The 22,609-nt window shown below is 65.5% G+C and carries 24 protein-coding genes and 1 pseudogene; 19 read left to right on the forward strand and 6 right to left on the reverse strand.

Going from position 1 to position 22,609, the window contains the following annotated elements; translation table 11 throughout:
• Positions 1–246 (reverse strand): ArsR/SmtB family transcription factor (locus tag A2J02_RS21940; protein ID WP_068053540.1); only part of this gene is annotated, 246 nt, incomplete at its 3' end.
• 93 nt (positions 247–339) lie between these two features.
• Between A2J02_RS21940 and A2J02_RS21945 the strand changes: the two genes are divergently transcribed.
• The gene (locus A2J02_RS21945; protein WP_068053550.1) at positions 340–969 is read left to right on the forward strand and encodes a hypothetical protein; all 630 of its coding nucleotides are present in this window, start codon (positions 340–342) and stop codon (positions 967–969) included.
• Positions 970–1,056: 87 nt separating this feature from the next.
• Here the strand turns inward: A2J02_RS21945 and A2J02_RS21950 are convergent, their stop codons facing one another.
• Together A2J02_RS21950 and A2J02_RS21955 are read right to left on the reverse strand one after the other, a co-directional pair.
• Positions 1,057–2,166: an NDMA-dependent alcohol dehydrogenase gene (locus A2J02_RS21950; RefSeq protein ID WP_068053551.1), complete on the reverse strand. Its 1,110-nt coding sequence runs from the start codon at positions 2,164–2,166 to the stop codon at positions 1,057–1,059.
• A gap of 142 nt (positions 2,167–2,308) precedes the next feature.
• Positions 2,309–3,928: a sigma-54-dependent Fis family transcriptional regulator gene (locus A2J02_RS21955; RefSeq protein WP_231893972.1), complete on the reverse strand. Its 1,620-nt coding sequence runs from the start codon at positions 3,926–3,928 to the stop codon at positions 2,309–2,311.
• 141 nt (positions 3,929–4,069) lie between these two features.
• On the opposite strand from A2J02_RS21955, the gene A2J02_RS21960 reads away from it, so the two are divergent.
• The 3 genes from A2J02_RS21960 to A2J02_RS21970 are packed head-to-tail and all read left to right on the forward strand — an operon-like array spanning position 4,070 to position 6,373.
• Positions 4,070–4,669 carry a DJ-1/PfpI family protein gene (locus A2J02_RS21960; RefSeq protein ID WP_068053553.1) on the forward strand — a complete coding sequence of 200 codons (600 nt, stop codon included), beginning with the start codon at positions 4,070–4,072 and terminating at the stop codon, positions 4,667–4,669.
• Complete coding sequence (locus A2J02_RS21965; protein ID WP_068053555.1) at positions 4,666–5,130, forward strand: MarR family winged helix-turn-helix transcriptional regulator; 465 nt, start codon at positions 4,666–4,668, stop codon at positions 5,128–5,130. The genes A2J02_RS21960 and A2J02_RS21965 overlap by 4 nt, the downstream gene beginning before the upstream one ends.
• A gap of 7 nt (positions 5,131–5,137) precedes the next feature.
• A complete protein-coding gene (locus A2J02_RS21970; RefSeq protein ID WP_068053559.1) occupies positions 5,138–6,373 on the forward strand; it encodes a hypothetical protein in 1,236 nt (411 codons plus the stop codon).
• Here A2J02_RS21970 and A2J02_RS28825 read toward each other — a convergent pair.
• Positions 6,355–6,717: pseudogene (locus A2J02_RS28825) on the reverse strand (dihydrofolate reductase family protein); the annotation flags it as partial. The gene A2J02_RS21970 and the pseudogene A2J02_RS28825 sit on opposite strands and share 19 nt — an antisense overlap.
• Positions 6,718–6,747: 30 nt before the next feature.
• A complete protein-coding gene (locus A2J02_RS28830; protein ID WP_231893970.1) occupies positions 6,748–6,984 on the reverse strand; it encodes a hypothetical protein in 237 nt (78 codons plus the stop codon).
• 52 nt (positions 6,985–7,036) lie between these two features.
• Here A2J02_RS28830 and A2J02_RS21980 point away from each other — a divergent pair, with 52 nt between their 5' ends.
• From A2J02_RS21980 to A2J02_RS21995, 4 genes are all read left to right on the forward strand, one after another.
• Positions 7,037–8,041 (forward strand): aldo/keto reductase family protein, encoded by a 1,005-nt coding sequence (locus A2J02_RS21980; protein ID WP_068053562.1) that lies wholly within the window; start codon positions 7,037–7,039, stop codon positions 8,039–8,041.
• A 45-nt stretch (positions 8,042–8,086) separates the two neighbouring features.
• Positions 8,087–9,559, forward strand: a complete 1,473-nt coding sequence (locus A2J02_RS21985; RefSeq protein WP_068053565.1) for a carboxylesterase/lipase family protein — start codon at positions 8,087–8,089, stop codon at positions 9,557–9,559.
• A 63-nt stretch (positions 9,560–9,622) separates the two neighbouring features.
• On the forward strand, positions 9,623–10,993 hold the full coding sequence (locus A2J02_RS21990; protein ID WP_068053568.1) for an NAD(P)/FAD-dependent oxidoreductase: 1,371 nt from the start codon (positions 9,623–9,625) through the stop codon (positions 10,991–10,993).
• A gap of 8 nt (positions 10,994–11,001) precedes the next feature.
• Positions 11,002–11,379, forward strand: coding sequence for a VOC family protein (locus tag A2J02_RS21995; protein ID WP_068053571.1), 378 nt, complete (start codon positions 11,002–11,004; stop codon positions 11,377–11,379).
• A 50-nt stretch (positions 11,380–11,429) separates the two neighbouring features.
• Here the strand turns inward: A2J02_RS21995 and A2J02_RS22000 are convergent, their stop codons facing one another.
• Positions 11,430–13,271 (reverse strand): flavin-containing monooxygenase, encoded by a 1,842-nt coding sequence (locus A2J02_RS22000; RefSeq protein WP_068053575.1) that lies wholly within the window; start codon positions 13,269–13,271, stop codon positions 11,430–11,432.
• 229 nt (positions 13,272–13,500) lie between these two features.
• Between A2J02_RS22000 and A2J02_RS22005 the strand changes: the two genes are divergently transcribed.
• The 11 genes from A2J02_RS22005 to A2J02_RS22055 form a co-directional block, all read left to right on the forward strand.
• Complete coding sequence (locus A2J02_RS22005) at positions 13,501–14,559, forward strand: 2,3-butanediol dehydrogenase (RefSeq protein WP_068053578.1); 1,059 nt, start codon at positions 13,501–13,503, stop codon at positions 14,557–14,559.
• The gene (locus A2J02_RS22010; RefSeq protein WP_068053580.1) at positions 14,556–15,323 is read left to right on the forward strand and encodes an acetoin reductase; all 768 of its coding nucleotides are present in this window, start codon (positions 14,556–14,558) and stop codon (positions 15,321–15,323) included. Before A2J02_RS22005 ends, A2J02_RS22010 begins: the two co-directional genes overlap by 4 nt.
• Positions 15,324–15,367: 44 nt before the next feature.
• Entirely contained in the window at positions 15,368–16,660 is a 1,293-nt protein-coding gene (locus A2J02_RS22015) for a GAF domain-containing protein (protein ID WP_068053582.1), read from the forward strand.
• A gap of 22 nt (positions 16,661–16,682) precedes the next feature.
• On the forward strand, positions 16,683–18,737 hold the full coding sequence (locus A2J02_RS22020) for an FUSC family protein (protein ID WP_068053583.1): 2,055 nt from the start codon (positions 16,683–16,685) through the stop codon (positions 18,735–18,737).
• Between the two features lie 34 nt (positions 18,738–18,771).
• A complete protein-coding gene (locus tag A2J02_RS22025) occupies positions 18,772–19,398 on the forward strand; it encodes a HEAT repeat domain-containing protein (protein WP_068053585.1) in 627 nt (208 codons plus the stop codon).
• Positions 19,399–19,407: 9 nt separating this feature from the next.
• Positions 19,408–20,382, forward strand: coding sequence for a HEAT repeat domain-containing protein (locus tag A2J02_RS22030; protein WP_068053589.1), 975 nt, complete (start codon positions 19,408–19,410; stop codon positions 20,380–20,382).
• A gap of 22 nt (positions 20,383–20,404) precedes the next feature.
• On the forward strand, positions 20,405–20,746 hold the full coding sequence (locus A2J02_RS22035) for a cupredoxin domain-containing protein (protein ID WP_068053593.1): 342 nt from the start codon (positions 20,405–20,407) through the stop codon (positions 20,744–20,746).
• Between the two features lie 31 nt (positions 20,747–20,777).
• Positions 20,778–21,188: a DUF2752 domain-containing protein gene (locus A2J02_RS22040; RefSeq protein WP_068053594.1), complete on the forward strand. Its 411-nt coding sequence runs from the start codon at positions 20,778–20,780 to the stop codon at positions 21,186–21,188.
• A gap of 113 nt (positions 21,189–21,301) precedes the next feature.
• On the forward strand, positions 21,302–21,499 hold the full coding sequence (locus A2J02_RS22045; protein WP_068053595.1) for a hypothetical protein: 198 nt from the start codon (positions 21,302–21,304) through the stop codon (positions 21,497–21,499).
• Positions 21,500–21,623: 124 nt separating this feature from the next.
• Complete coding sequence (locus A2J02_RS22050) at positions 21,624–22,280, forward strand: GntR family transcriptional regulator (RefSeq protein WP_068053596.1); 657 nt, start codon at positions 21,624–21,626, stop codon at positions 22,278–22,280.
• On the forward strand, positions 22,277–22,609 hold a 333-nt coding region (locus A2J02_RS22055; protein ID WP_156516339.1), incomplete at its 3' end, for an MFS transporter. The genes A2J02_RS22050 and A2J02_RS22055, both read left to right, overlap by 4 nt.

The raw sequence follows: 22,609 nt of genomic DNA on the forward strand, positions 1-22,609 counted from the left end.
CAACAGGCCGAACACCTCGGCATCGAGATGCACCGGACGACGCTGGGCATCCCTGCTGCGCGTGACCAATCCGGCCTCCTCGAGCACCTTCACGTGTTTCGAGACCGCTTGCAGGCTCATCTCGTACGGCTCGGCCAGTTCGCTGACATTCGCGTCACCGCTGGCCAGCCGGGCAACCATGTCACGTCGAGTGGGATCGGCCAATGCCGCGAACGTCCTGTTGAGCTGCTCTGTTCGATCGTCCATGGGGTTCCTCGCTGTGCGTTGTTCCTGAGGGTAAGCCGCCCGCTCGACGTAGTCAACCACTTGGTTGACTAAGTTGATCGCCTACCTCGAGCCATGAGCGTCGGTGATGACCTGGTGCAGGATGTGCTCTCCCGGGCCCCGGGACACCCGCTACGGGTGGCGATCGACGGGGTGACGGCTTCGGGCAAATCCACCTGCGCGCGATGGCTGGTCGATGCTGTTGCGGCACAGGGGCGTCCGTCCGTGCACGTGACGATGGACGGCTTTCATCATCGGCGCGCCCACCGGTATCGGCAGGGTCGGGCGTCGGCTCTCGGCTACTACCGGGACGCGTACGACTTCGACGCGTTTGCGGCACACGTGCTGATCCCGTTGGGGCCGAACGGAAGCGGGGCCATTCGGCGTCGGGTCATCGATCTGGCGACGGATGAGCCGGTGGACGATCCGCTCGAGCCGGTGCCGGCCGGCGCGATCGTCGTGGTGGACGGATCGTTCTTGCATCGGCCGCCGCTGCCCGAGTACTGGGACTACACAGTCTTCGTCGATACCCCCATGGACGTCGCACGGGCTCGCGGTATCGCCAGGGATGCGGAGGCGCTCGGTGGCACGGAGGCGGCAGGTCGCGCCTTCGACCAGCGCTATCACGCAGCATGCCGGATCTATCTGGACGAGGTGGACCCGCGTGCTCGGGCAACGCGAGTGTTGCCGATCGACTGGAGATGACCACCATCGTTCGTGCATTCGGATGCTCACAGCGGTGCGGTCGAGTGCCACCCAGCGCACTCGACCGCACCACTGCCGCAGCGTGTTTCAGAAGTGAATCACCCCGCGCATGTTCTTGCCGTCGCGTAGGTCCTGGTAGCCCTCGTTGACCTGCTCCAAGGAGTAGGTCGAGGTGATGAGTTCGTCGAGCTTGAGTTGCCCGGCGTCGTAGAGGCGTAGCAGGCGCACGATGTCGTACTGCGGATTCGCGGACCCGAAGAGCGTGCCCTTGATCGTCTTTTGATTCAACGTCAGATCCGTGCCGGACACGTGCACAGTCAGCTTCTCGGGATCGGCGAGCCCGGTGATGACGACGGTGCCGCCCTTGCCGATGGCCGCGGTTGCGGCTTGCACGACCTCCTCGTCGACGGTTCCGACCAGAATCAGAGCCTGGTCCGCTCCCTGACCCCACGTGAGTTCGGTCAACTTCTCCTGCGCCGACGCGTAGTCCGCGAACGCGTGAGTCGCCCCGAACTTCAGCGCCTGGTTACGCTTGAACTCGAGCGGATCGACGACGAGGACATGCTTCGCGCCCGAATGCACCGCTCCCTGAACGGCATTGATGCCGAGGCCGCCGATGCCGTAGATGATCACGGAGTCACCTGCGCGTACACCGCCCGCGTAAACGGCGGTACCCCAGCCGGACGGAACGCCGCAGCCCACGAGAACTGCTGTCTCCAAGGGCAACCAGTCGTCGATCTTGACGACGGAGTGCTGCGAGATGGTGGCGCGTTCGGAGAAGGTGCCGAGCATGCACATCGCTCCGAATTCGGTGCCCTTGCTGTCGCGGCGACGGAACGTGCCGTCGGGCATGCAGCCCTCGAGGATCGTTGCGCCCATGTCGCACAGGTTCTGTCGGCCGGTGGAGCAGTAGCGGCAGGTGCCGCAGTTCGGGATGAAGGAGCAGACGACATGGTCGCCGGGCTTGACCTTGGTGACGCCGGGACCGACTTCTTCGATGATGCCGGACCCCTCGTGGCCGCCGACGATGGGGAAGCGCGGTGGCAGGTCACCGTCGAGCAGATGTAGATCCGAATGGCACAGTCCTGCGGCCACGTACTTGATCAGGACTTCACCGGGGCCGGGGCCGTCCATGTCCAGTTCGATGATCTCGAACGGCTTGTGTGGCTCGAACAGTACTGCTGCTTTGGTCTTCACGGAGATTCTCCTGACGTCGATTCAGCGGTCGATGGATGTGGCGTGTCCGACGGTGCCGCTGCTCTCGTATTGCCGGGCGCGCATCCATGCATGGAATTGTGACCCCGATCACGGGTGGAGAGTGTTCAGAAAGTGGACAACCTCAGCCGAGGATGCCGAATTCGCGCATCCGTTTGTACAGCGTGGTTCGACTGATTCCCAGGCTCTCCGCCGTCGTGCGTTTGTTCCCGCCCTGCCGCGCCAACTCGTGCACGATGGCGTCGCGCATCGCGGTGTCGAGGGTGCTCATCCGTGTGGTCGACGCTTTCTTGCGCGGCCGGACCAGTTCCCGTTCGGTGATATCTCCGACGGATCTGCGCGACGCGGCCTCGGTGACCTCGGCTCGGAGTTCGCCGATGTTGCCCGGCCAGTCGTAGTCGATCAACGCCGACAACGCTGCCGGGGTGAAGTGCGCGCGGGACTCGAGCTCGGCCATGATGGCGCGGACCAGGTCCGGAATCTCGTGTCGGCGAGAGCGCAACGGGGCCAACTCGATGGTCTCGGCGCACAGGGACAGAAGTTGGCGATGTTCGAGTTCGGCCGAGTCGGTGGCCGAACTCGACAGCGCGTACCACCCGGGAGCGGACGACAGAATCGAATGCAGCCGGCTCGCCACCGGGCCGGTGAGGAAATGCACGTTCTCGACCACGACATCGTGTGCCGCCCGGATCTGATGCTCGACGCCTGCCAACCACTCGGCCGCAGTCGTCGTCACCAGATCCGACGCGTCGAACCAGCGTGGTGACGTCGTTGCTGTCCATCGGGCCAGAGTGGTGGATTTTCCGGTGCCGGGTTCACCGTTGACGCACAACGGCTTTCGCGTCTTCGGTGCCGGTGGTGGTGTACGCACGGTGTCGTGCGGATCGATCTCGATGACGATGCCCGCGGCCGACACCGGACGTTCCCAGCGCACGGTTGCATGCAGTCCGGAATTGAGAATCACATCCTGTACGACGCCGCTGCGCCGGACCGCATCGTCGGTGAGCGAGCGTAGTGCGGAGTGATCGACTGTGTCCACTATTGTTGCAGCGCTGGTGTTTTCGAGCAGGATTTCGTCGGCTATCGCGATGACGGGTGCACCGCGGCGCTGTGAGGATGCGTACTGAAAAGCCTGGAAGAGTCGTTGTTCGCCCGAACGCGTCTCTTCGAGGAGCCTGCCCTGAATGTCCTGTGCGGCATGGACGAGCATCGGTTGGAGCAGCGGGTTGTCGTCGGAGGCCAGGAAGGTGATGTCGAGGACGCCCTCGATGCGGCGGGTGACGGGGTGGATGAGGGGGTGGCCGTAGCAGCCGAAGGTTTTCATCGACTCGATGTAGTGCTCCTCGGCGTGCACAGCGCACGGGGCGCGCATCTCGAAGCTTGTCGAGATCGAATTGGTGCCCGACGCCTGTTCGGTGAACGAGCGGCCGACGACCGCGCCCATGGAGGACACCGCATCTCGTAGCGAATGGGTTCCGAAACGGAGATCGACCAGCCGGGCGTCACGGTCCGCGAGCAGGACGCAGTACCCGGAGCCGTGGAGCACGCTCTCCATCCGATCGAGGATGGGATTTGCCGCGGCGAGGAGGCGGCTACGACGGTCGACGTCACGCAGGCTCGCCTGCTCCAGGGTGTCCGCCGGTGCGAGACCGCTCTGCGCCGACCGTTGCCAGGACTTGGCAATGGAATCTCGGAGCTTCTCGGCACCGCTGGGCATCTCGCGCACCTCCGTCGGCCGGCGCATGGTCGTCATACGACGGTATCGCCGACTGCTCCGCTCGACGCACGTTTCGACGGAACCTGCCCGATCGGGCAGTGGTGGATTGACAGCGTGCTGTCATGTGCGCAAAATGACAGCACACTGTCGAAATTCTGGAGGTTCGAGATGACAACGATCGCTCTGTACGCCACCGACACCATGGCCGACTGGGAGTACGGATACCTCACCGCCGGGTTGGCCATGGCTCGTGAACAAGACCCCGACGCCAATCGGCTGATCGTTGCATCCGAGACAGAAGACGTCGTCACGACGATGGGAGGTCTGCGAATCACTCCCGATGTCGCGGTGGCAGACCTTCCCACTCTCGATGCGTTGATTCTGCCCGGCGCGCCCAGTTGGGACTCCGGTCACGACGCGGTGCTGAGGCTCGCAGTCGAACTCGTTGCGGCGGGAACGCCGGTCGCGGCGATCTGCGGCGCAACGTTGGGTTTGGCCCGAACCGGAGTGCTCGACGACCGGCCACATACCTCCAATGCCGCCGAGTTCCTCACGCAGGCAACCGAATACCATGGTTCGGAGTACTACCGCGACGAGAAGGCAGTGTCCGACGGCACCGTGATCACCGCAGGCGGCGTGAGCCCGTTGGAATTCGCGAAGCTCGTGTTCGAGCGGTTGAACGTGTTTCCGCAACCTGTGGTCGACGCCTGGTACGGCCTCTATACGTCGGGGGAACGCAAGTACTACGACCAGCTGGCCGGCGCATGAAGCAGCGCACTCCCGAGGGAGATGCGCTGACTGCGCTGGTTCTGCCCGTCTTCGAGCTCAACGGTGAATTCCTCGCCGCCGCACAGGACATCACCGAGCCGACGGGTCTGACTCCGGCGTGGTGGCAGGTTCTCGGAGCCACCTTGGACGAGCCGCTCTCGGTAGCCGACATCGCGCGACGCGTCGGGCTGGGGTTAGCGCGTCAGAGTGTGCAACGCACCGCAAATCTGTTGGTGGACAAAGGGTGGGCCGTGTACGTCGACAACCCGAACCACAAGCGCGCGAAGCTGTTGGAACCCACCGCCAAGGGCCGCGACACCGTTGCCGAGCTGCGGGATGCGCAACATGCATGGTCCGATGCCGTGGGAGCCGCTGTGGGAGAGGGCGAGCTGCAGGCCTTTGCGGCAACCCTGGAGAAGATCCTTAGGGCATCCAGGGACTATCGCGGCGGCAGTGCATAATTCGGGCATGGTTACGCTCGGGGTACTGCTGACCGGATTGCTGGCCGGGTTGTCGATGCAATCGGACGGCATCGACATCCTCGGCGACACCAGCGTCGGCGGGCTGCTGCTCTCCAGCGGCGGTGGGGGAGTCGCGGTCGCGCTGATCCTTGCGTCGGGTACGGCGATGGTCGTTCGTCGTCGCAGCGTTCTGGCCGGACTGTCCATCGCCGCTGCAGTTGTCATCGGGGGATCGGCACTGCTGTTCTCGTCCGATTTCGCCGAGGTGATGGCAGGCGGAGTCCTGTTGGGATGCAGTGCAGTGCAGGCGAACAGCACGCGGGTTCGGCAGGCGCTGCTGACGGCATCGTTTCTGCTCGGGCTGCTCAGTGTGGGTGCAGTAGAGGCGTTACAGCACAGCGCAATTCCCCGGCGCTACGCCGACTACCTCACCGAATCCGACATGGGCACACCGGTGGTCGTGCCGGTGCTCTGTGTGCTCGTGATGGTGGCTGCGGCGTGGGCAGCGCGCGCCGAACAGGGCGAAAGCCCGGCCACCGATCGCGACATCCGCACAGTCGCGGCAATACTGCTGGTGGCGATCGGTGGGCTGCTGCTCAATATGGTGTTCGTGTTCAGCATGTTCCAGAGCCTGTACGGGTTCGGCGGCCGCTGGTACTACGGACTCTTCGTCGTACCCGTGTTGTTCGCGGCGGCCGGCCTGCTACCGGGCCGCGGCGGCGTCATGGTTCTCGCCGGAACGGCGGTGTTGCTCACCTCGACCACCACGGCCGGGGTGGGTATCAGTGTCTCGGCCCGGGCCTGGACACTGGGACTGGTAGCTGTCACCGCAATCGCGGTGGCCGCCGGTGCCGCGCTCGGATTGCGTTGGGGGCGTCCGTTGATCGGCGTCGCAGTTCTGGCGGTGGTCTGCGTGACGGCACTGTTCGAGCAGCCGCCGCTGGACAACGTTCACTACGTCGCGACCCTGATCGTCTTTCCGGCCGCCGCAGCGTACCTGTACGTGGCGTGCACACCGGCCGCACCGACGCCGTCGACCCTCGGCCTCGCAATCCCGGCGGCGATCACGGTGCCGATGGTCGTCACCTACGGATGGACGTCGTACACGCCGTTGACCTCTGCACTGACGGACACGTCCTGGCCCCGCGTCGAACTCTGGCTCTCGACGGGCGGTGCATGTGTCGCCGTCGTGCTCGCAGGTCTCGGGATGTGGGCTCTGAACCGCTACCGGACTCTGTTGTAGACGACGTGGTTGTAGACGACGTGTAGCACCTGATCCGATCCCACCGTCTCCGTCCGCTCGAACGCTGCCGGATCCCGACCGTCGTAGATCGGTTCTCCCGCTCCGAGAATCACCGGCGAGACCGCAAGATGGAGGTGATCGACGAGCCCTGCCTTCAAATACTGCCGAACCGTCGATGCCCCGCCGCCGAGGCGCACGTCTTTGCCCGACGCCGCCTCGTGGGCGCGATCGAGTACGGCCTCGATGGGGTCGTCGGTGAAGTGGAACGTGGTGCCGACCATCTCCAGAGGTGGCCGCGGGTGATGGGTCAGTACGAACACCGGATGATGGTACGGCGGCTCCTCTCCCCACCAGCCGCGCCAGTCGTAGTTGGGTCACTCGTCGCGGACCGGACCGAACATGTTGCGGCCCATGATGGTTGCGCCGATGTTCTCGGTACCGAGGTCGAGCATCCGCTGATCGGCACCGGGGTGTTCGGTGTCGGAGTGATCGGCGAACACCCACTGGTGCAGCGCCATGCCGCCGACGCCCATGGGGTTGTCCTGGCTCTGATCGGGACCGGCGGCGAAACCGTCGAGCGAGACCGACAGATTGTGTACGCGAAGTGTCATAACCGAGTAGACCAGCAGCGAACCGCGAAGTCACCGGAGTACCGTTTTCTTCATGGCTTACAGATACCTCGGAAACAGCGGACTGAAGATTTCGGAGATCACCTACGGCAACTGGTTGACCCACGGATCGCAGGTGGAGAACGACATCGCCACCCAGTGCGTACGCGCGGCCCTCGATGCCGGCATCACCACGTTCGACACGGCCGACGTCTACGCCAACGGAGCAGCCGAGACCGTGCTGGGCGACGCGCTGAAAGGCGAGCGTCGGGAATCGCTGGAGATCTTCACCAAGGTCTACTTCCCGGTCGGACCCAAGGGCCCCAACGACACCGGACTCTCGCGCAAGCACATCCTCGAAGGCATCGACGCGTCGCTGCGTCGGCTCGGCACCGACTACGTCGACCTCTACCAGGCCCATCGCTACGACGTCGAGACTCCGCTCGAAGAGACCATCGCCGCATTCGGTGACGTCGTCCGCCAGGGCAAGGCGCTGTACATCGGCGTCTCCGAGTGGACCGCCGATCAACTGCGTGCCGGGCAGGAACTCGCCCGTCAGGACGGCTTCTCGATCATCTCGAACCAGCCGCAGTACTCGGCCCTGTGGCGCGTCATCGAGGATCAGGTGATCCCGACGTCGAAGGAACTTGGTATCTCGCAGATCGTCTGGTCGCCCATCGCCCAGGGAGTGCTCACCGGCAAGTACCTCCCCGGCCAACCTCTGCCCGACGGCTCGCGCGCCAAGGACGACAAGGGCGGCGACAAGATGATCGCGCGCTACCTCGACGACCAGACGCTGACCCGCGTGCAGCAGCTCAAGCCGATCGCCGACGATCTGGGAATCACCATGGCGCAGTTGGCTGTTGCGTGGGTGCTGGCCAACGACAACATCGCCGCCGCACTCGTCGGTGCCTCCCGCCCCGAGCAGATCGCCGAGAACATCAAGGCCTCCGAGGTCACCCTCGACGGCGACGTGCTCGCGAAGATCGACGATGCGCTCGGCGATTCGGTCGAGCGTGACGCGGGGAAGACGGGCTCGCCGGAAGCACGTCTGGTCTGACCGCCTGCCGGCGTCGGTCCGAGGCGAACAGGGTAATAAGGACGTATGGACATGATCACCGTCGATACACCTCAGGGCCAGGTTCGCGGTCGGACCGACGCCGGCGTCACCTCGTTCCTCGGGGTGCCGTATGCCGAGGCCCCGTTCGGCCCCCGTCGATTCCAGGCACCGTCGCGGCCGCCCACCTGGGACGGAGTGCGCGACGCGCTCGAGCTCGGGGCCACCGTTCCCAAGGTGGGCTACCGGCCGCCGACCAGCGAGATCCTCAGCGAGCCGGTGGTGCCGGGCGAGGACTGCCTGAACGTCAACGTCTTCACCCCCGATGTCGGCGGCTCGGCACCGGTGTTCGTCTGGATCCACGGCGGCGCATTCGTCAACGGCAGCAACGCGATTCCCACGTACGACGGTTCCGCGTTCGCCCGGGACGGCGTCGTGGCCGTGGTGATCAACTACCGACTCGGAGTCGACGGCTTCGCACTGATCGACGGTGCCCCGGCCAACCGCGGAATGCTGGACCAGGTCGCGGCTCTCGAATGGGTCCGCGACCACATCGCTGCCTACGGCGGTGACCCGGCGCAGGTGACCATCGCCGGTGAATCCGCGGGCGCGATGAGCGTCGGCACCTTGATGTCGATGCCCCGTGCCGAGGGACTCTTCCAGCGGGCAATTCTGCAGAGCGGAGCCGGGCACCATGTCATTGCCGCCGAGACCGCAGGCAAGGTCTCCGCAGCATTGGCGTCCGCGCTCGGTGTGGAGGCAACGGTCGACGGATTTGCTTCGGTGTCGGTGGACGCGTTGGTCGACGCTCAACGTGAACTGTCCGATCGGATCACCGCCGAGGCCCCGACCGGGGCGTGGGGTGAGCTGGCCTTGAACGTCATGGCCTTCGAGCCGTACATAGACGGGGATGTCGTTCCGGCGCTGCCTATTTCGCGCATCAACGACGGTGCGGGCACACAGGTGGACGTGTTGATCGGAACCACCAGTGAGGAGCACGCGTTCTTCATCGTGCCTGCCGGCCTGGTCCCTCACATCACCGAGGACTACGTGAAGATGGTTCTCGCCGGGTACCGAGCCGACCCCTCGGCGCTGGACCTGTACCGCGAGCAGCTGCCCGAGGCCTCGGCCGGCGAGCTGATGATCGCCGTCATGACCGACTGGTTCTTCCGCATCCCAGCCACACGCCTGGTCGAGGCCCGTTCCGGAAATGCATTCGTCTACGAGTTCACTTGGCGCTCATCGCTGTTCGACGGCGCACTCGGAGCCTGCCATGCACTGGAGATTCCGTTCGTGTTCGACATGCTGCACAAGCCCGAGACCGCCCGCATCACGGGCCCGAATCCGCCGCAGCAGGTGGCCGACCAGATGCACCGTGCCTGGGTCGATTTCGTGCGCGACGGCTCTCCGGGCTGGGACCCGTACGGCACCGACCGGGCCGTGATGATGTTCGGCAACGAGCCGGGCGTCTCCCTCGACCCGAGGCCGGCAACCCGCGCGGTGTGGGACGGGGTTCGCTGACGTTCTCTCGGCAACCTCCGAACGTCGTCTGCGGGGTGGCTCACCGGCGGGTTAATCTCGGATATGCGCAGATTCCTTCCTGGTTTCGGTACGAGTTCTCCGGTCCCCGCGCGGCCTGCTCGCGTCGTGGTGGTCGGTGGGGGCTTCGGCGGATTCAACGCCTTGCAGCGGCTGACGAAGCTGCTGGGGCCAGATCGCGCCGGGCTGACGTTGGTGGCCCCCACCGACTACCTGCTCTACAGTCCGCTGCTACCCGAGGTCGCCACCGGCGTTCTCGATCCGCGGGACATCGCCGTCTCGACCCGTCAAGCGCTGCCGCGCGTCAAGTTGGTGCTCGGTCACGTCACGACCGTCGATTTCGACGCGCGCGAGCTGACGGTGATCGGACCCGACGGCGACTCGACGCTCGAGTGGGACAAGCTGATACTAGCGCCCGGGTCGGTGACCAAGCAGTTCGACATCCCCGGCGTCGACGAGCATGCGTACGGGCTAAAGACGCTGAGTGAAGCCGTCTACATCCGCAACCATGTGCTCGCGCAACTCGACGCAGCCGATGCTCTGCCCGACACCCCGGAAGGCCGGAGCGAACGAGCCGAGCGGCTGACGGTGGTGGCCGTGGGGGCCGGTTACACGGGCACCGAATTCGTTGCGCAGATGCAGAATTGGGTCAAAGGCATTGCGTCCCGTTGGGCGAGCGTCGACCCGGACGAGGTGCGCTGGGTGCTGGTCGACGTGGCGGACGCGGTGCTGCCGGAGCTCGGCGCGCGACTGGGCAAGGAAGCGCTCGCCGTGCTCGCCGAGCGGGGTGTCGACGTCCGGCTGGGGGTGTCGGTGGCATCGGCCACTGCAACGTCGGTGACGCTCACCGACGACGAGGTGATCCCGTCCCGGACGCTCGTCTGGGGAGCAGGCGTCGCCGCGAGCCCGCTCATCGCACGGCTGGGTCTGCCCACAGCGGGCGGACGCCTGGTGGTGGGCGCGGACATGACCGTCCCCGGCGTAGAAGATGTTTGGGCGATCGGCGACGCGGCGGCAGTCCCCGACCTCGCCGCCGACCCGTCGAAGCCAACGCCGCCGACGGCGCAGCACGCCCAGCGCCAAGGTGTGGCCGTCGCCCGGAACGTCGCGGCGTCCCTCGGTGTCGGGCAGGCGCGTCCGTACAAGCACACGGATCTGGGGCTCGTCGCCGATCTCGGCGGATTCGACGGCGTGGCAAAGCCTCTGGGCATTCCGTTGACCGGACCCGTCGCGAAGTTCGTCGCGCGCGGCTATCACCTGTACGCGTTGCCGACGGTGTCTGCACGAGTGCGGGTGGCAACGGACTGGCTGTACTCCTCGGTGCTGCCGACGCGCGTCGTAAACCTGGCCCAGGTGCGATCCGAGGACGCGCTGATCAAGAAAGCTCAGGCAATCGATCTGTACGACCGAACGTAGGGAAGCTCATGGCATGCCGCATCGGTGAACTCGTCCTGGAGTGCCGTAGCCCGGAACTGCTGGCGCAGTTCTGGTGCGAGGTATTGGGATTCGTCGAGCTCGATCGTGAGGGTGGGGAACTGATCGAGATCGGGCCGGCCTCGGGGTTCGGTGGCCTGCAGCCCACGATCATTCTGAGCAGGCACGAGCAGCCGAGAACGGGAAAAGGTCGGCTGCACATCGACGTCAACCCCACCGACCGGGATCAGGACGACGAGCTCGAGCGGCTGCTCGCGCTCGGTGCCCGCCCGGCCGATGTGGGCCAGACGGGCGACGAGCAATGGCACGTCCTCGCCGACCCCGAAGGCAACGAGTTCTGCCTGCTCAGAGCGCAACTTACGGAATAGCCCATGTGCGCGGTAACTCGTAGCAGGCTACGAGTTACCGCGCACATGCATCACCGAAGGTGATGCACTTCCTGCAGTCCGTAGACCGGGGTGTCGATGCCCTCGTAGCGCGCCTTGATCTGCAGTGCGAGGTAGAGCGAATAGTGCCGCGACTGGTGCAGATTGCCGCCGTGGAACCAGAAGTTCTCCTGCTGCGTCGGCTTCCACATGTTGCGCTGCTCGCCCTCCCACGGACCGGGATCCTTGGTGGTGTTCGAGCCGAGGCCCCAGCACTTGCCGACCTTGTCTGCGGTCTCCTGATCGATGAGGTCTGCCACCCAGCCGTTCATCGAGCCGTAGCCGGTGGCGTAGACGATCAGATCGGCAGGCAGTTCGGTGCCGTCGTCGAGCACGACGCCGGTCTTGCTGATCCGATCCACCTGCCCGGCAACGAGTTTGATCTTGCCGTCCGCGACCAGCTCGGACGCGCCGACATCGATGTAGTAGCCCGAGCCGCGGCGCAGGTACTTCATGAACAGCCCGGACCCGTCGTCGCCGAAATCGAGCTGGAAGCCGGCCTTCTCGAGCCGATCGTAGAAGTCCTTGTCCTGCTCCGCGATCTGCTGATACACCGGGATCTGGAACTCGTGCATGATCCGGTAGGGCAAGGACGCGAACGTGAGATCGGCTTTGCCCGTGGTCATTCCGGACTCGACGGCCCGCTCCGAGTACAGATCACCCAGCGCGATATCGCACAGCGAATCGGATTTGACGATGTGTGTCGACGAGCGCTGCAGCATCGTCACATCGACACCCGTCTCGTACAGCGCCTTGCAGATGTCGTGCGCGGAGTTGTTGGAACCCACCACCACGACCCGCTTGCCGACATACGCGTCGGGACCGGGGTGTTCGCTGGAATGGTGCTGCTCGCCCTCGAATTCGTCCATGCCGGGGAAGTTCGGCACGTTCTTCTTGCCGGACATTCCGGTGGCCATCACCAGCTGCTTGGGCCGCAGGATCACTTCTTCACCGTCGCGGTCCACGACGACCGTCCACTCCTTCGCCACCTCGTCGTAGGTAGCGGACTTGGCAGTGGTCTTGGTCCAGTAGGGGACCTCCATGACCTTGGTGTACATCTCGAGCCAGTCGCCGATCTTGTCCTTCGGCGCGAACACCGGCCAGTTCGGCGGGAACGGCAGGTACGGCAGGTGGTCGTACCAGACCGGGTCGTGCAGACACAGGGACTTGTAGCGGCCGCGCCACTGGTCGCCGGGGCGCTCGGCACGGTCGACGACGATCGCAGGCACACCGAGCTGACGGAACCGAGCGCCGAGAGCGATACCGCCCTGGCCGCCGCCGACGACGAGGGCGTACGGCTGCACGCTGTAGCCGAGTTCCTTCTCCTCGATCTCCTTCTTCTCCGCCCAGTTCTGGGTATCGGCATTCGAGCCGTGCACCGCGCCCTTGATGCGCGAGCTGCCCTGACGCTCCTCGTAACCCTTGAGCTCCTGCATCGTGGTCAGCAGCGTCCACGCGACGTCCTGGCCGGTATCGGCGTCGACGGTCAGGCGCAGATGACCCTTGCCGCGGCTGGTCGCGGTCTCGAACTCGATCCACGCCGACACCACGCCGTCTGCCTCGTCGGGAGGCTCGGTGGTGTGGAAACCCGTCGGATCGGTGTCGTCGAGCCGCTCGGAGAGCATGTCGGACACGCCGTCGCGCCCCTCCACCGTCTTCAGATTCCAGGTGAAGGTGACGAGATCGCGCCAGAAGCTGCTGACGGCGAACATGCCGGCAACGCGAGGAATATCGCGCGCGACCAGCGCCTGCTCGAACTCCGACAGCCAGGCGTCGACCCGTTCCTGCGGGGTGTGGGTGCGGGCGATGTCGACCGGCTCGATGGTCTGGGTCATCAAAACTCCTAGCGGTGTGCGGGACCTTCTGTGTGACCCAGCACACTCCTTCAGGGGTGGGTGGTCGAGAGTTGCAGGGGGTTGCAGTGCGAATCCGGTGCAGCTGACCGCGCTCAGCGCGGTCGAATGCACCCGATTCCGAGGGCAGTGACTGCAACGCGCTGCAACCCTGTCCGAAGTGGTCGGCGTCACATAGACATGAGTGCATCCGACGATCAGGAGTGAAGCGATGCGCGCAGCTGTGTACTACGGCCCCAGCAAGGTGGAGATCACCGACGTACCCGAGCCGAATCCAGGTGAAGGGCAGGTCAAGATCCAAGTCGGGTTCAACGGAATCTGCGGAACCGACCTGCACGAGTACTACGCCGGCCCCATCTTCATCCCCACCTCGCCGCATCCGCTGACCGGTCAGGAGATGCCGCTGGTGCTGGGCCACGAGTTCTCGGGCACGGTCACCGAACTCGGCAAGGGTGTCACCGGCATCAACGTGGGCGACCGCGTCGCCATCGAGCCGCTCTACCGCTGTGGGCACTGCGGCCCGTGCCGCGCGGGCAACTACAACATCTGCGCGCAGATCGGCTTCCACGGACTGATGTCCGACGGCGGAATGGCCGAATACACCGTGGTGCCCACCGACATGATTCATGCCTTGCCCGACAACGTCTCCCTCGAACTCGGTGCGCTCGTCGAGCCGATGTCGGTCGCCTATCACGCTGCGACACTGGGGGATCCGAAGCCCGACGACACCGCGATGGTGTTCGGGGCCGGCCCTATCGGCATCGGACTGTGGTTCGCGCTGCGCGGCAAGGGCGTCGAGAACGTGTACGTCGTCGAACCATCGCCGACGCGTCGAGCATCGATCGAAGCCCTGGGCGCGAAGACCCTGGACCCGACGGCTGTCGACGTCCCCGCCTTCATCGCCGATCTCACCGACGGCAACGGAGCCGATGCGATCTACGACGCGGCCGGCGTTCAACCGGCCGTCGAGACAGCGCTCGGATGCATCGGTGCGCGAAAGCCACTGGTCAGCGTCGCGATCTACGAAAAGCCACTGACCACACCGCTGCAGAAGCTGGTGATGAACGAATCCCGCATCCAGGGCTCGCTCTGCTACACCTCCGCCGACTACGAGGCCGTCATCGATCTGATGAGCCAGGGCCACTACGACACGACGGGCTGGGTGGACAAGATCACGCTCGACGGAGTCATCGACGACGGCTTCGAGGCGCTGCATGCGGGCACCAAGATGAAGGTTCTGGTCGACCCTTCCACCGGGGCAGCGTCATGAGCGCGGTGCTGGTGACCGGTGCGGGCCAGGGCATCGGCCGGGCCATCGCGCTGCGGTTGGCGAACGACGGACACGACATCGCCCTGGTGGATCTGGTCGAGGACAAGATCGCCGGCGTCGCCGATGAGGTACGTGAAACCGGCTCGAAAGCAACGACATTCGTGGCCGACGTCAGCGACCGCGATCAGGTGTTCGCCGCCGTCGAGCACACGCACGAGGCGCTCGGCGGGTTCGACGTCATCGTCAACAACGCGGGCATCGCGCAGGTTGCGCCGCTCGACGATGTTCGACCCGAGGACACGAAGAAGATCTGGGCCGTCAACGTCGACGGTGTGCTGTGGGGAATCCAAGCTGCCGCAGCGAAATTCAGGTCTCTCGGCCAGAAGGGCAAGATCATCAACGCGTCGTCGATCGCCGGTCACGACGGGTTCGCCATGCTCGGGGTATACAGCGCAACGAAATTCGCCGTTCGTGCCCTCACCCAGGCTGCAGCGAAGGAATACGCGGCCGAGGGGATCACCGTCAACGCGTACTGCCCCGGCGTGGTGGGCACCGATATGTGGGTCACCATCGACAAGCGTTTCGCCGAGCTGACGGGCGCAGCGGAAGGCGAGACCTACGACAAATTCGTCGGCGGCATCGCCCTCGGTCGCGCGCAGACCCCCGAGGATGTCGCGGCGTTCGTCTCGTATCTCGCCGGGCCCGACTCGGACTACATGACCGGCCAGGCTCCGTTGATCGACGGCGGTCTGGTCTATCGGTAGCCCCCGTTGATGTCGATCTGTGAGCTGGAGCACAATTGACTGTGATGACGCAGTCGACAGGTCCTGAACCTGCGCTGGCGGCCGGCGAAGACCCGCGCCGCTACGCGCAGATTCTCACTGCCGTGTACGACGCGACCATGACCGGCGGCAAGTCGCCCGCACGTCCCCGCGAGGTCATCGGGGACTCGTGGCGGCGGTTGCAGACCCTGGGCATCGACCCGGAACTGGGCAACCCCGCCGAGACGCAGATGGACGTCTCCGACCTCGAGCTGAGCCGTCGGGAATCGGGGCTGTTCGACATCCTCGACGATCTGGCCCGCGGCCTGGAATCGGTGGTGCAGGACGGCGACAACATTCTCGTCGTCGCCGATCGGCACGGCCGGGTGCTGTGGCGCAGCGGATCGACCGCCGTACTGGACCGCGCCGACGACCTCGGCTTCGTGGAAGGCGCCAACTGGGCCGAGGACTCGGTGGGCACCAATGCCATCGGCACCGCGCTGGTCTCCCGGCGCGCGGTGCAGATCTTCTCGGCCGAACACTATGTGCGCAGCCACCATTCGTGGACGTGTGCCGGTGCGCCGATTCGGGACCCTCGGACCGGTCAGGTGCTGGGGGCCATCGATGTCAGCGGCCCGGCCAAGACTGTCCACCCCACCACCATCGCACTCGTCGACGCCGTCGCACGGTTGGCGGAATCGCAACTGCGGGAACTTCATCGGAGCACCCTCGATCGACTGCGCTCGGTTGCCGCACCGATGCTCGCGCGCCTTCAGTCCCCGGCCCTCGCTGTGGACGCGAACGGTTGGGTCGCGGCTGTCGAATCGGTAGCGCTGCGTAATCGCATTCTGTTGCCCGAGGATCTGGCGACCGGACGCTTCTGGCTGCCGACCCTCGGCGTGTGCGACTTCGAGCCGCTGCCCGGTGGATGGCTCGTCCGACCCACCAGCACGATGGATTCCGGCGTCGCCGATGTCGGATCGACGAGAATTCGCATCGACCTGCGCAATTCGCAGAAACCTCGCATCGAAGTGCGCAGCGAGGTGGGGGAGTGGACCCACGAGCCGACGCCCAGGCACGCCGAAATTCTGTACCTTCTCGCCACGCATCGGCAGGGGCGAACCGCGTCGCAGATGGCCGCCGATCTGTTCGGCGACGACGGACGTGCCATCACCGTGCGGGCCGAGATGTCGCGGCTGCGCAAACACCTCGCCGGCATCATCTCCACGCAGCCGTACCGACTGGACGAATCCGCGACCGTCGAACTGGTCATGCCATCGGACATGAGCCGATTGCTGCCGCATTCGTCGGCCCCAGCGATCCGGGCGGCACGGGGCTGAGCCGTAGCGCAGAATCGAGGGAATGAACCGCCTCGCCCGAATCCTCGACGCCTCGGATCCGGGACAGGTACGGCTGCGCGGCGCCTCGGCGACGACGCTGACGGTACTGCTGGCGATGGTGACGTTGGTGCTGATCACGCGCGCCATCGGGCAGCCGGTGACGGTGGCGATGCTCGGAACCGTCGTGGCGATGCAGGCATCGGCCGCGGTGAAGGACAAGGACCAGCACAGTCGGCTGGTCACCACCGCATTGATGGCGCTGCCGGCCTCGGCAGCAGTGACGTTGGCGGCGTTGCTCTCCGAACTCGGCAAGGTGGCCGACGTCGGATTCATCGCGGTGCTGTTCACGGCCGTGTGGGTGCGCCGTTTCGGCCCGCGCGGCACGGCGCTGGGCATGGTCTCGTTCATCTCGTACTTCTTCGCGCTGTTCCTGCGCGCGACGCCGGGGCAGCTGCCGATGCTCATCGCGGCAATACTCGGCGGCTTGGTGATTGCCCTGTTCGTGCGAGCGGTCATCTTCCCCGATCGGCCGATCGTGGAGGTTCGTCGATTGCTGTTCGCCATGCGGGCGGTCTCGGTGTCGGTGCTCGAGGCGGCGTCGGCAGGGGAGAGCCGCGACCTGAACCTGGTGCGCCGCAGACTCGACCGACTCGGCAACACGGCGCTGATGATCGACGACTGGCTCGACCGACACGATGCCGGGCAACTGCTCAGCGTCACGAGCACAGATCTGTCGCTCCGCGTGTTCGACGCCCAGATCGCCACCGAGCAGCTCGTCAGCTCACTGTGGGCTCTGGATCCCGCGAAGCCCTGGCCGACAGCGCTGGGGCAGGCGACCACGGCACTCGGGTCGGTTCTGCAGAACACACCGTCGCCAGAGCAGTTGCGTGCAGCCCGTCGGTTGGCGTCCACAGCAGCCGAGCGCGCCGACCCGTCCACCCCCGCGGGGATTGCCACGGTCTCGGCGCAACGAGCTGTGCAGGCGCACATCGCTATTCATCACATCACCACCAATGCGGTTGCCGTTGATGCGGGTCCCCGAGTCGTCCCCGAACCTGCGACGAAGGACACGCCGAGCGGACTCAATCCGAGCACCAAGGCCGCCATCCAGGTGGCCGTCGCCACCAGTGCGGCGACCGTGCTGGGTGAACTGGTCTCACCCGACCGTTGGTACTGGGCCGTACTGACGGCGTTCCTGGTGTTCACGGGGGCGTCGACGCGCGGTGAAATCCTCACGCGCGCTGGCCAACGCGTCCTCGGGACCATCGCGGGTGTGCTCGCCGGGGTGGTGATCGCCGCACTGGTGGGCAACAATCAACCCCTGCAGTTGGTGCTGATCGTCGTCTGTGTCTTCTTCGCGTTCTATCTGGTGACGGTGGCGTATGCGCTGCTGTCGTTCTTCGTCACCATTCTGCTCGCGATGCTCTACGGGCTACTGGGAACGTTCAGCATCGAAGTGCTCGAGCTTCGGATCGTCGAGACCGCGGTCGGCGGCACGGTCGGTATGGTCTCCGCTTACTTCATCTTCTCGACAAGTACTCGAAAGACATTGGTGGACAAGGTCGATACGTACCTCGAACAGCTGGATACGTTGATCGAATCCAGCGTGGAATCGGTCATCGCTCCGGGCGAGGAGACCGACCTGGTGGCGTCGACGCGCACGCTCGACAATGCGTTGAAGGACGTCGTGTCGGCCGGAAAGCCGCTGGTGCTCGGGCCGACGACCCGCAGCAGGCGAGGCGCGAAACGACTGCTACGAGTGCTGGCAGTCAGCGGCCGATCGGCGCACGCTCTGGCCCGCGCGGGCGTGCTCGCCTCCCGCGCCGAGGCGGAAACGGCTCCGACGGCCGAGACTGCCCAGGCGCTACGCGACGCGGCGGCTCTGGTGCGCGACACTGTGCGTCACGTCGAGGCAGCCGTTGCCGGAAATCACGTCGAGCCGCCGGAGAAGATCACCGAGACAACGGTATTGGATGTGCTGCTCACCTCTACCAACGCGCCCGGTCCGCTGCGGGGTGCGGTGCGCGCACTGAACACGATGAACCGAACACTCGCCGATGTGTTGACTCGGGGTTGACCTTCACATCGTGACAAGGTCTTGGCTGACCGTCATGAAGGAAGCACTCCAGCACAGCAAACCGTCGGTCCGCCTCCGGGCTGCACTCGACATCGGGACTTCACCGGACCCGCGGCATCTCGACGCACTCCTGGAGCGGTGCGCCGTCGAACCCGATTTTCAGGTGCGAGAGATGTTGACGTGGGCGCTGATTCGACTTCCTGCGTCGGCGACGGTTCCGCGGTTGATCGAGGAGGTGAGATGGGGTGGCGCGCAGGCTCGCAGTCAGGCGCTACACACGTTGTCGAAAACCAAGGACGAGTCGGCGTGGGAGGCGATCACCTCTTCCGTGCTTGTTGATCCGGACGACGAAGTGGCCCGAAGCGCATGGCGAGCCGCGGTGGTTCTGGTGCCGGCGGGAAGTGAATCAGCATTGGCGACAAAGCTGTCCACCCAACTCGGCCGAGGTGGGCACGACGTCCAGCGGAGCCTCAGCCGCGCGCTCGTTGCGCTCGGATCGGTGATCGAGGAGATGCTGCGCGAGGCCGCGTCGAGCACGGATCCAGCCGTTCGCGCCCATGCACAAGCAACCGAGGCGCTGCTCCGAGACCCGGACGCCGGATTCGCAGTGTTCGAGGCCAAACGTGTCGATGCCCTTGGTGTGAACGACTCTGCGGGGTGAGATGGAACTATGTTGATCGGTGAGGTGGCGCGGCGGTCGGGCGTCAGTGCGCGCATGCTCCGGCACTACGACAGGCTCGGTGTGGTGCAACCGACGTCTCGCAGCGGCACCGGTTACCGCGAGTACTCGCCGGACGATGTGCGGCGCCTGTTCCACGTCGAGTCGCTGCGTTCGCTCGGGTTGTCCCTGCACGACGTCGGGCGAGCCCTCGACGACCCGAACTTCGCGGCCTCGGGACTCGTCGACGAGCTCGCCGCCCGAACGGAGGAACGCATCGCTCGGGATACCGAGTTGCTCACGCGGTTGCGTCGCATCGGCGACCTGCGGCCGGCGGACTGGGAGGACGTACTCGACACTGTGGCGCTGCTGAGTGATCTCGGGTCTGTCAGTGCAGGGAAGCGGCAGACGGCGGCGCTGTCGTCTGCCGGAGATCGGCCCATTCCGGCGGACGCCCTGGCCGAGGCGGTGCTGCGTGAGCCCGCAACCAACGTGGCCGGCGCACTGCGGTGGGCTCTCGCTCAGTCGGGTGGGGACGCGATCGGGCCGCTGCAGGAGGGCATGAATTCTTCGGACCCCGAGGTACGACGCCGCGCCGTGGACACCGTCGTCGAGATACCTCACCCCGATGCCACCGAACTACTGACCGAGTCGCTGGTCCACGACGACGAGCAGGTCCGGCGGGTCGCTGCACTGGAACTGGCGACTCGAGGCGTCGTCGACGCCATTCCGACACTGATCGCGATGGTGCACGACGGCAAAAACGATGTGGATGCCGCGGATGCCCTGAGCGTGCTGGGATCCGCTGACTCCATTGTCGTGGCGTTGATGGACGGCATCGACGATGCCGTGGTGCGACAGCGAGTGACGCAGGCGTTGGCGAGCATTCCGGGCTCGGCAGCGCTCGCGGCGCTCCAGGAACTGTCCCGGGATTCGGAGCGATCGATTGCACTGACGGCCCAGTACATCCTCGGCCGGAGGGAATGACGCCTTCGGTACCGTCGAAGGCATGAAGGCTTTCGGACTGCTCGCGGCATCGATGATCATGTTGACTGCCTGCTCCACCGCAACCACCCCGGCCGCGCCCGCCGAACCGGTTGCCGAGAACCAGGTGACCGTCGCCGATCGGATGTACTCGCCGAAGTCACTGACGATCTCCGTGGGGGACACCGTTACCTGGGTGTTCGCCGACCGTGGCATGGCTCACAACATGGTCGCCGACGACAACTCGTTCCGGAGTCAATTGATGGAGACCGGTCAGTTCACGCACACCTTCGACACCGCGGGGACCTTCACCTACCACTGCACCCCGCATCCGGACATGACGGCGACGATCGTCGTTGAACCGTGACGGACGCTGGAACCGTGATGGACTGGTAAGCATGACAGCACCCACCCGATCGCGCAGCATCGCCGCACCTCTCGGTGTTGCCGCTGCGGCTGTCGGTGGGGCAGTGCTGCTGCACGTTCGTGACCCTCGCACTTCGGCGTACCTTCCCTGCCCGTTTCACGCGCTGACCGGATTGTGGTGCCCCGGATGCGGCACGACCCGGGCTCTCGGTGACCTCACCCGCGGAGACATCGCGGCGGCCGCGTCGAGCAATGTCGTTGCGGTTGTGGTTGCCGTCGGCGTAATCGCAGTGTGGGCACTGTGGCTCCGCGCTCGCTGGACCGGGTGCCCGCTCGAGCTCCCGCGATTCAACCGCCCGACGGTGATCGTCCTGATCGCCGTCCTCACCGTGTTCACCGTGGTGCGCAACACCCCGTGGGGCACCGCGATCGCCCCGACCTGAAACCGCTAGGAGTTGGACATGCTGCTGGAAATCTTCTCGATCATCGTGCTGCTGGGCGTGCTCATCGCGCTCATCCCCACGGCCCGCCGTGTCTTCAAGAAGGGTGACGACGAATGAGCGACACACTGAAGGATCGCGTTCGCGCGAAACTCCTCGCACAACTCGCCGACGACGGAGGCACGGCCGCCGAACAAGCGGAGGGCGACGACCCGCGTCTGAACGCACTGCGCGACGACCTCGAAGCACTGGAGTCGGCGCAGGAAGGCGATCCGGTGATCGACGACATCGCCGCGAGGCACTGGGTGCCCTGACCGCCCTGCCCCTGGGGAGTCAATGTGACGTTCGGTGGCCTTTTCGGTAGTCAATGTCACGTTGAGTGGACTTTTACGGGTCCCGAAATTGGTGCACAGTTGAGGTGCATCTAGTATCTATGTTGTGTCCGAGACGAAATCTGCCGCCGATACGGCGTATGTGACGGTCAAGGAGCTCATCGTCTCGGGAGAACTTCCCGGCGGTGAGCTCGTCAGCGAGGGTGAGATCGCCACCCGGCTCGAGATCAGTCGCACGCCCGTACGCGAGGCGTTTCTGCGTCTGCAGGTCGAGGGGTGGATGCGGCTCTACCCCAAGCGTGGGGCACTGGTGGTGCCGATCGCGGTGGGTGAGGCCGAGAGCGTCATCGACGCGCGTCGACTCGTCGAGGCAGGCAGCGTCCGAGCATTCATCGACGACGCGTCAGCCCGCGAATCCGTGGTGTCCGCGCTGCGGGAGAACCTGCAGCTACAAGAGCAGCTGGCCGTGGACGGTACCGCCGCGCAGTTCAGCGCCGTCGACGCCGACTTCCATCGCACCGTCGTCCATGCCGGCGGCAACCCGTTGCTCGACGCGTTCTACGACGGACTTCGCGAGCGTCAACGCCGAATGACCGCAGCCTCGGTGACGCGTGACCCAGGCCAGATCTCCCGCATCGTCGACGACCATCGCCGGCTGGCCGACCTGATCGAGGCCGGCGACGCAGACGGATTCGAGCGCGCCGTCGAACAACACATGCTCGGGGTGCACGGCCTACGACCGGACAGAGGGGGAGCACGATGAGCGAGACGATCACGAACGATCGGGACATCGAGACGACTGCGCGACGTTGGCTACTGGTGGCGGCGGGCATGTTCGCTGTCGCCTGGGGCGGCAACGAGTTCACGCCGCTGTTGGTGATGTACCGACTCGACCACGGGTTCTCGGCCGTGGTGGTCGATACGTTCCTGTTCGCCTACGTTCTGGGCATCATTCCGGCGATGCTGATCTGCGGACCGCTGTCCGACCGACTCGGTCGACGCCCGATCATGTTGCCCGCTACTGCAATTGCCGCGGCCGGTTCCATCCTGATCGCACTCGGACCGGACAACGCATACCTGCTCTTCGGTGGT

This window comes from Rhodococcus sp. EPR-147 (genome assembly GCF_001647185.1).
GTDB lineage: Bacteria > Actinomycetota > Actinomycetes > Mycobacteriales > Mycobacteriaceae > Rhodococcoides.

What these genes read in the sequence shown, in the direction of transcription:
- A2J02_RS21945 (WP_068053550.1), top strand. Translation starts at nt 340, where the DNA reads ATGAGCGTCGGTGATGACCTGGTGCAGGATGTGCTCTCCCGGGCCCCG.
- A2J02_RS21955 (WP_231893972.1), bottom strand. Translation starts at nt 3,928, where the DNA reads ATGCGCCGGCCGACGGAGGTGCGCGAGATGCCCAGCGGTGCCGAGAAG.
- A2J02_RS21960 (WP_068053553.1), top strand. Translation starts at nt 4,070, where the DNA reads ATGACAACGATCGCTCTGTACGCCACCGACACCATGGCCGACTGGGAG.
- A2J02_RS21965 (WP_068053555.1), top strand. Translation starts at nt 4,666, where the DNA reads ATGAAGCAGCGCACTCCCGAGGGAGATGCGCTGACTGCGCTGGTTCTG.
- A2J02_RS21970 (WP_068053559.1), top strand. Translation starts at nt 5,138, where the DNA reads ATGGTTACGCTCGGGGTACTGCTGACCGGATTGCTGGCCGGGTTGTCG.
- A2J02_RS28830 (WP_231893970.1), bottom strand. Translation starts at nt 6,984, where the DNA reads ATGACACTTCGCGTACACAATCTGTCGGTCTCGCTCGACGGTTTCGCC.
- A2J02_RS21980 (WP_068053562.1), top strand. Translation starts at nt 7,037, where the DNA reads ATGGCTTACAGATACCTCGGAAACAGCGGACTGAAGATTTCGGAGATC.
- A2J02_RS21985 (WP_068053565.1), top strand. Translation starts at nt 8,087, where the DNA reads ATGGACATGATCACCGTCGATACACCTCAGGGCCAGGTTCGCGGTCGG.
- A2J02_RS21990 (WP_068053568.1), top strand. Translation starts at nt 9,623, where the DNA reads ATGCGCAGATTCCTTCCTGGTTTCGGTACGAGTTCTCCGGTCCCCGCG.
- A2J02_RS21995 (WP_068053571.1), top strand. Translation starts at nt 11,002, where the DNA reads ATGGCATGCCGCATCGGTGAACTCGTCCTGGAGTGCCGTAGCCCGGAA.
- A2J02_RS22000 (WP_068053575.1), bottom strand. Translation starts at nt 13,271, where the DNA reads ATGACCCAGACCATCGAGCCGGTCGACATCGCCCGCACCCACACCCCG.
- A2J02_RS22005 (WP_068053578.1), top strand. Translation starts at nt 13,501, where the DNA reads ATGCGCGCAGCTGTGTACTACGGCCCCAGCAAGGTGGAGATCACCGAC.
- A2J02_RS22010 (WP_068053580.1), top strand. Translation starts at nt 14,556, where the DNA reads ATGAGCGCGGTGCTGGTGACCGGTGCGGGCCAGGGCATCGGCCGGGCC.
- A2J02_RS22015 (WP_068053582.1), top strand. Translation starts at nt 15,368, where the DNA reads ATGACGCAGTCGACAGGTCCTGAACCTGCGCTGGCGGCCGGCGAAGAC.
- A2J02_RS22020 (WP_068053583.1), top strand. Translation starts at nt 16,683, where the DNA reads ATGAACCGCCTCGCCCGAATCCTCGACGCCTCGGATCCGGGACAGGTA.
- A2J02_RS22025 (WP_068053585.1), top strand. Translation starts at nt 18,772, where the DNA reads ATGAAGGAAGCACTCCAGCACAGCAAACCGTCGGTCCGCCTCCGGGCT.
- A2J02_RS22030 (WP_068053589.1), top strand. Translation starts at nt 19,408, where the DNA reads ATGTTGATCGGTGAGGTGGCGCGGCGGTCGGGCGTCAGTGCGCGCATG.
- A2J02_RS22035 (WP_068053593.1), top strand. Translation starts at nt 20,405, where the DNA reads ATGAAGGCTTTCGGACTGCTCGCGGCATCGATGATCATGTTGACTGCC.
- A2J02_RS22040 (WP_068053594.1), top strand. Translation starts at nt 20,778, where the DNA reads ATGACAGCACCCACCCGATCGCGCAGCATCGCCGCACCTCTCGGTGTT.
- A2J02_RS22045 (WP_068053595.1), top strand. Translation starts at nt 21,302, where the DNA reads ATGAGCGACACACTGAAGGATCGCGTTCGCGCGAAACTCCTCGCACAA.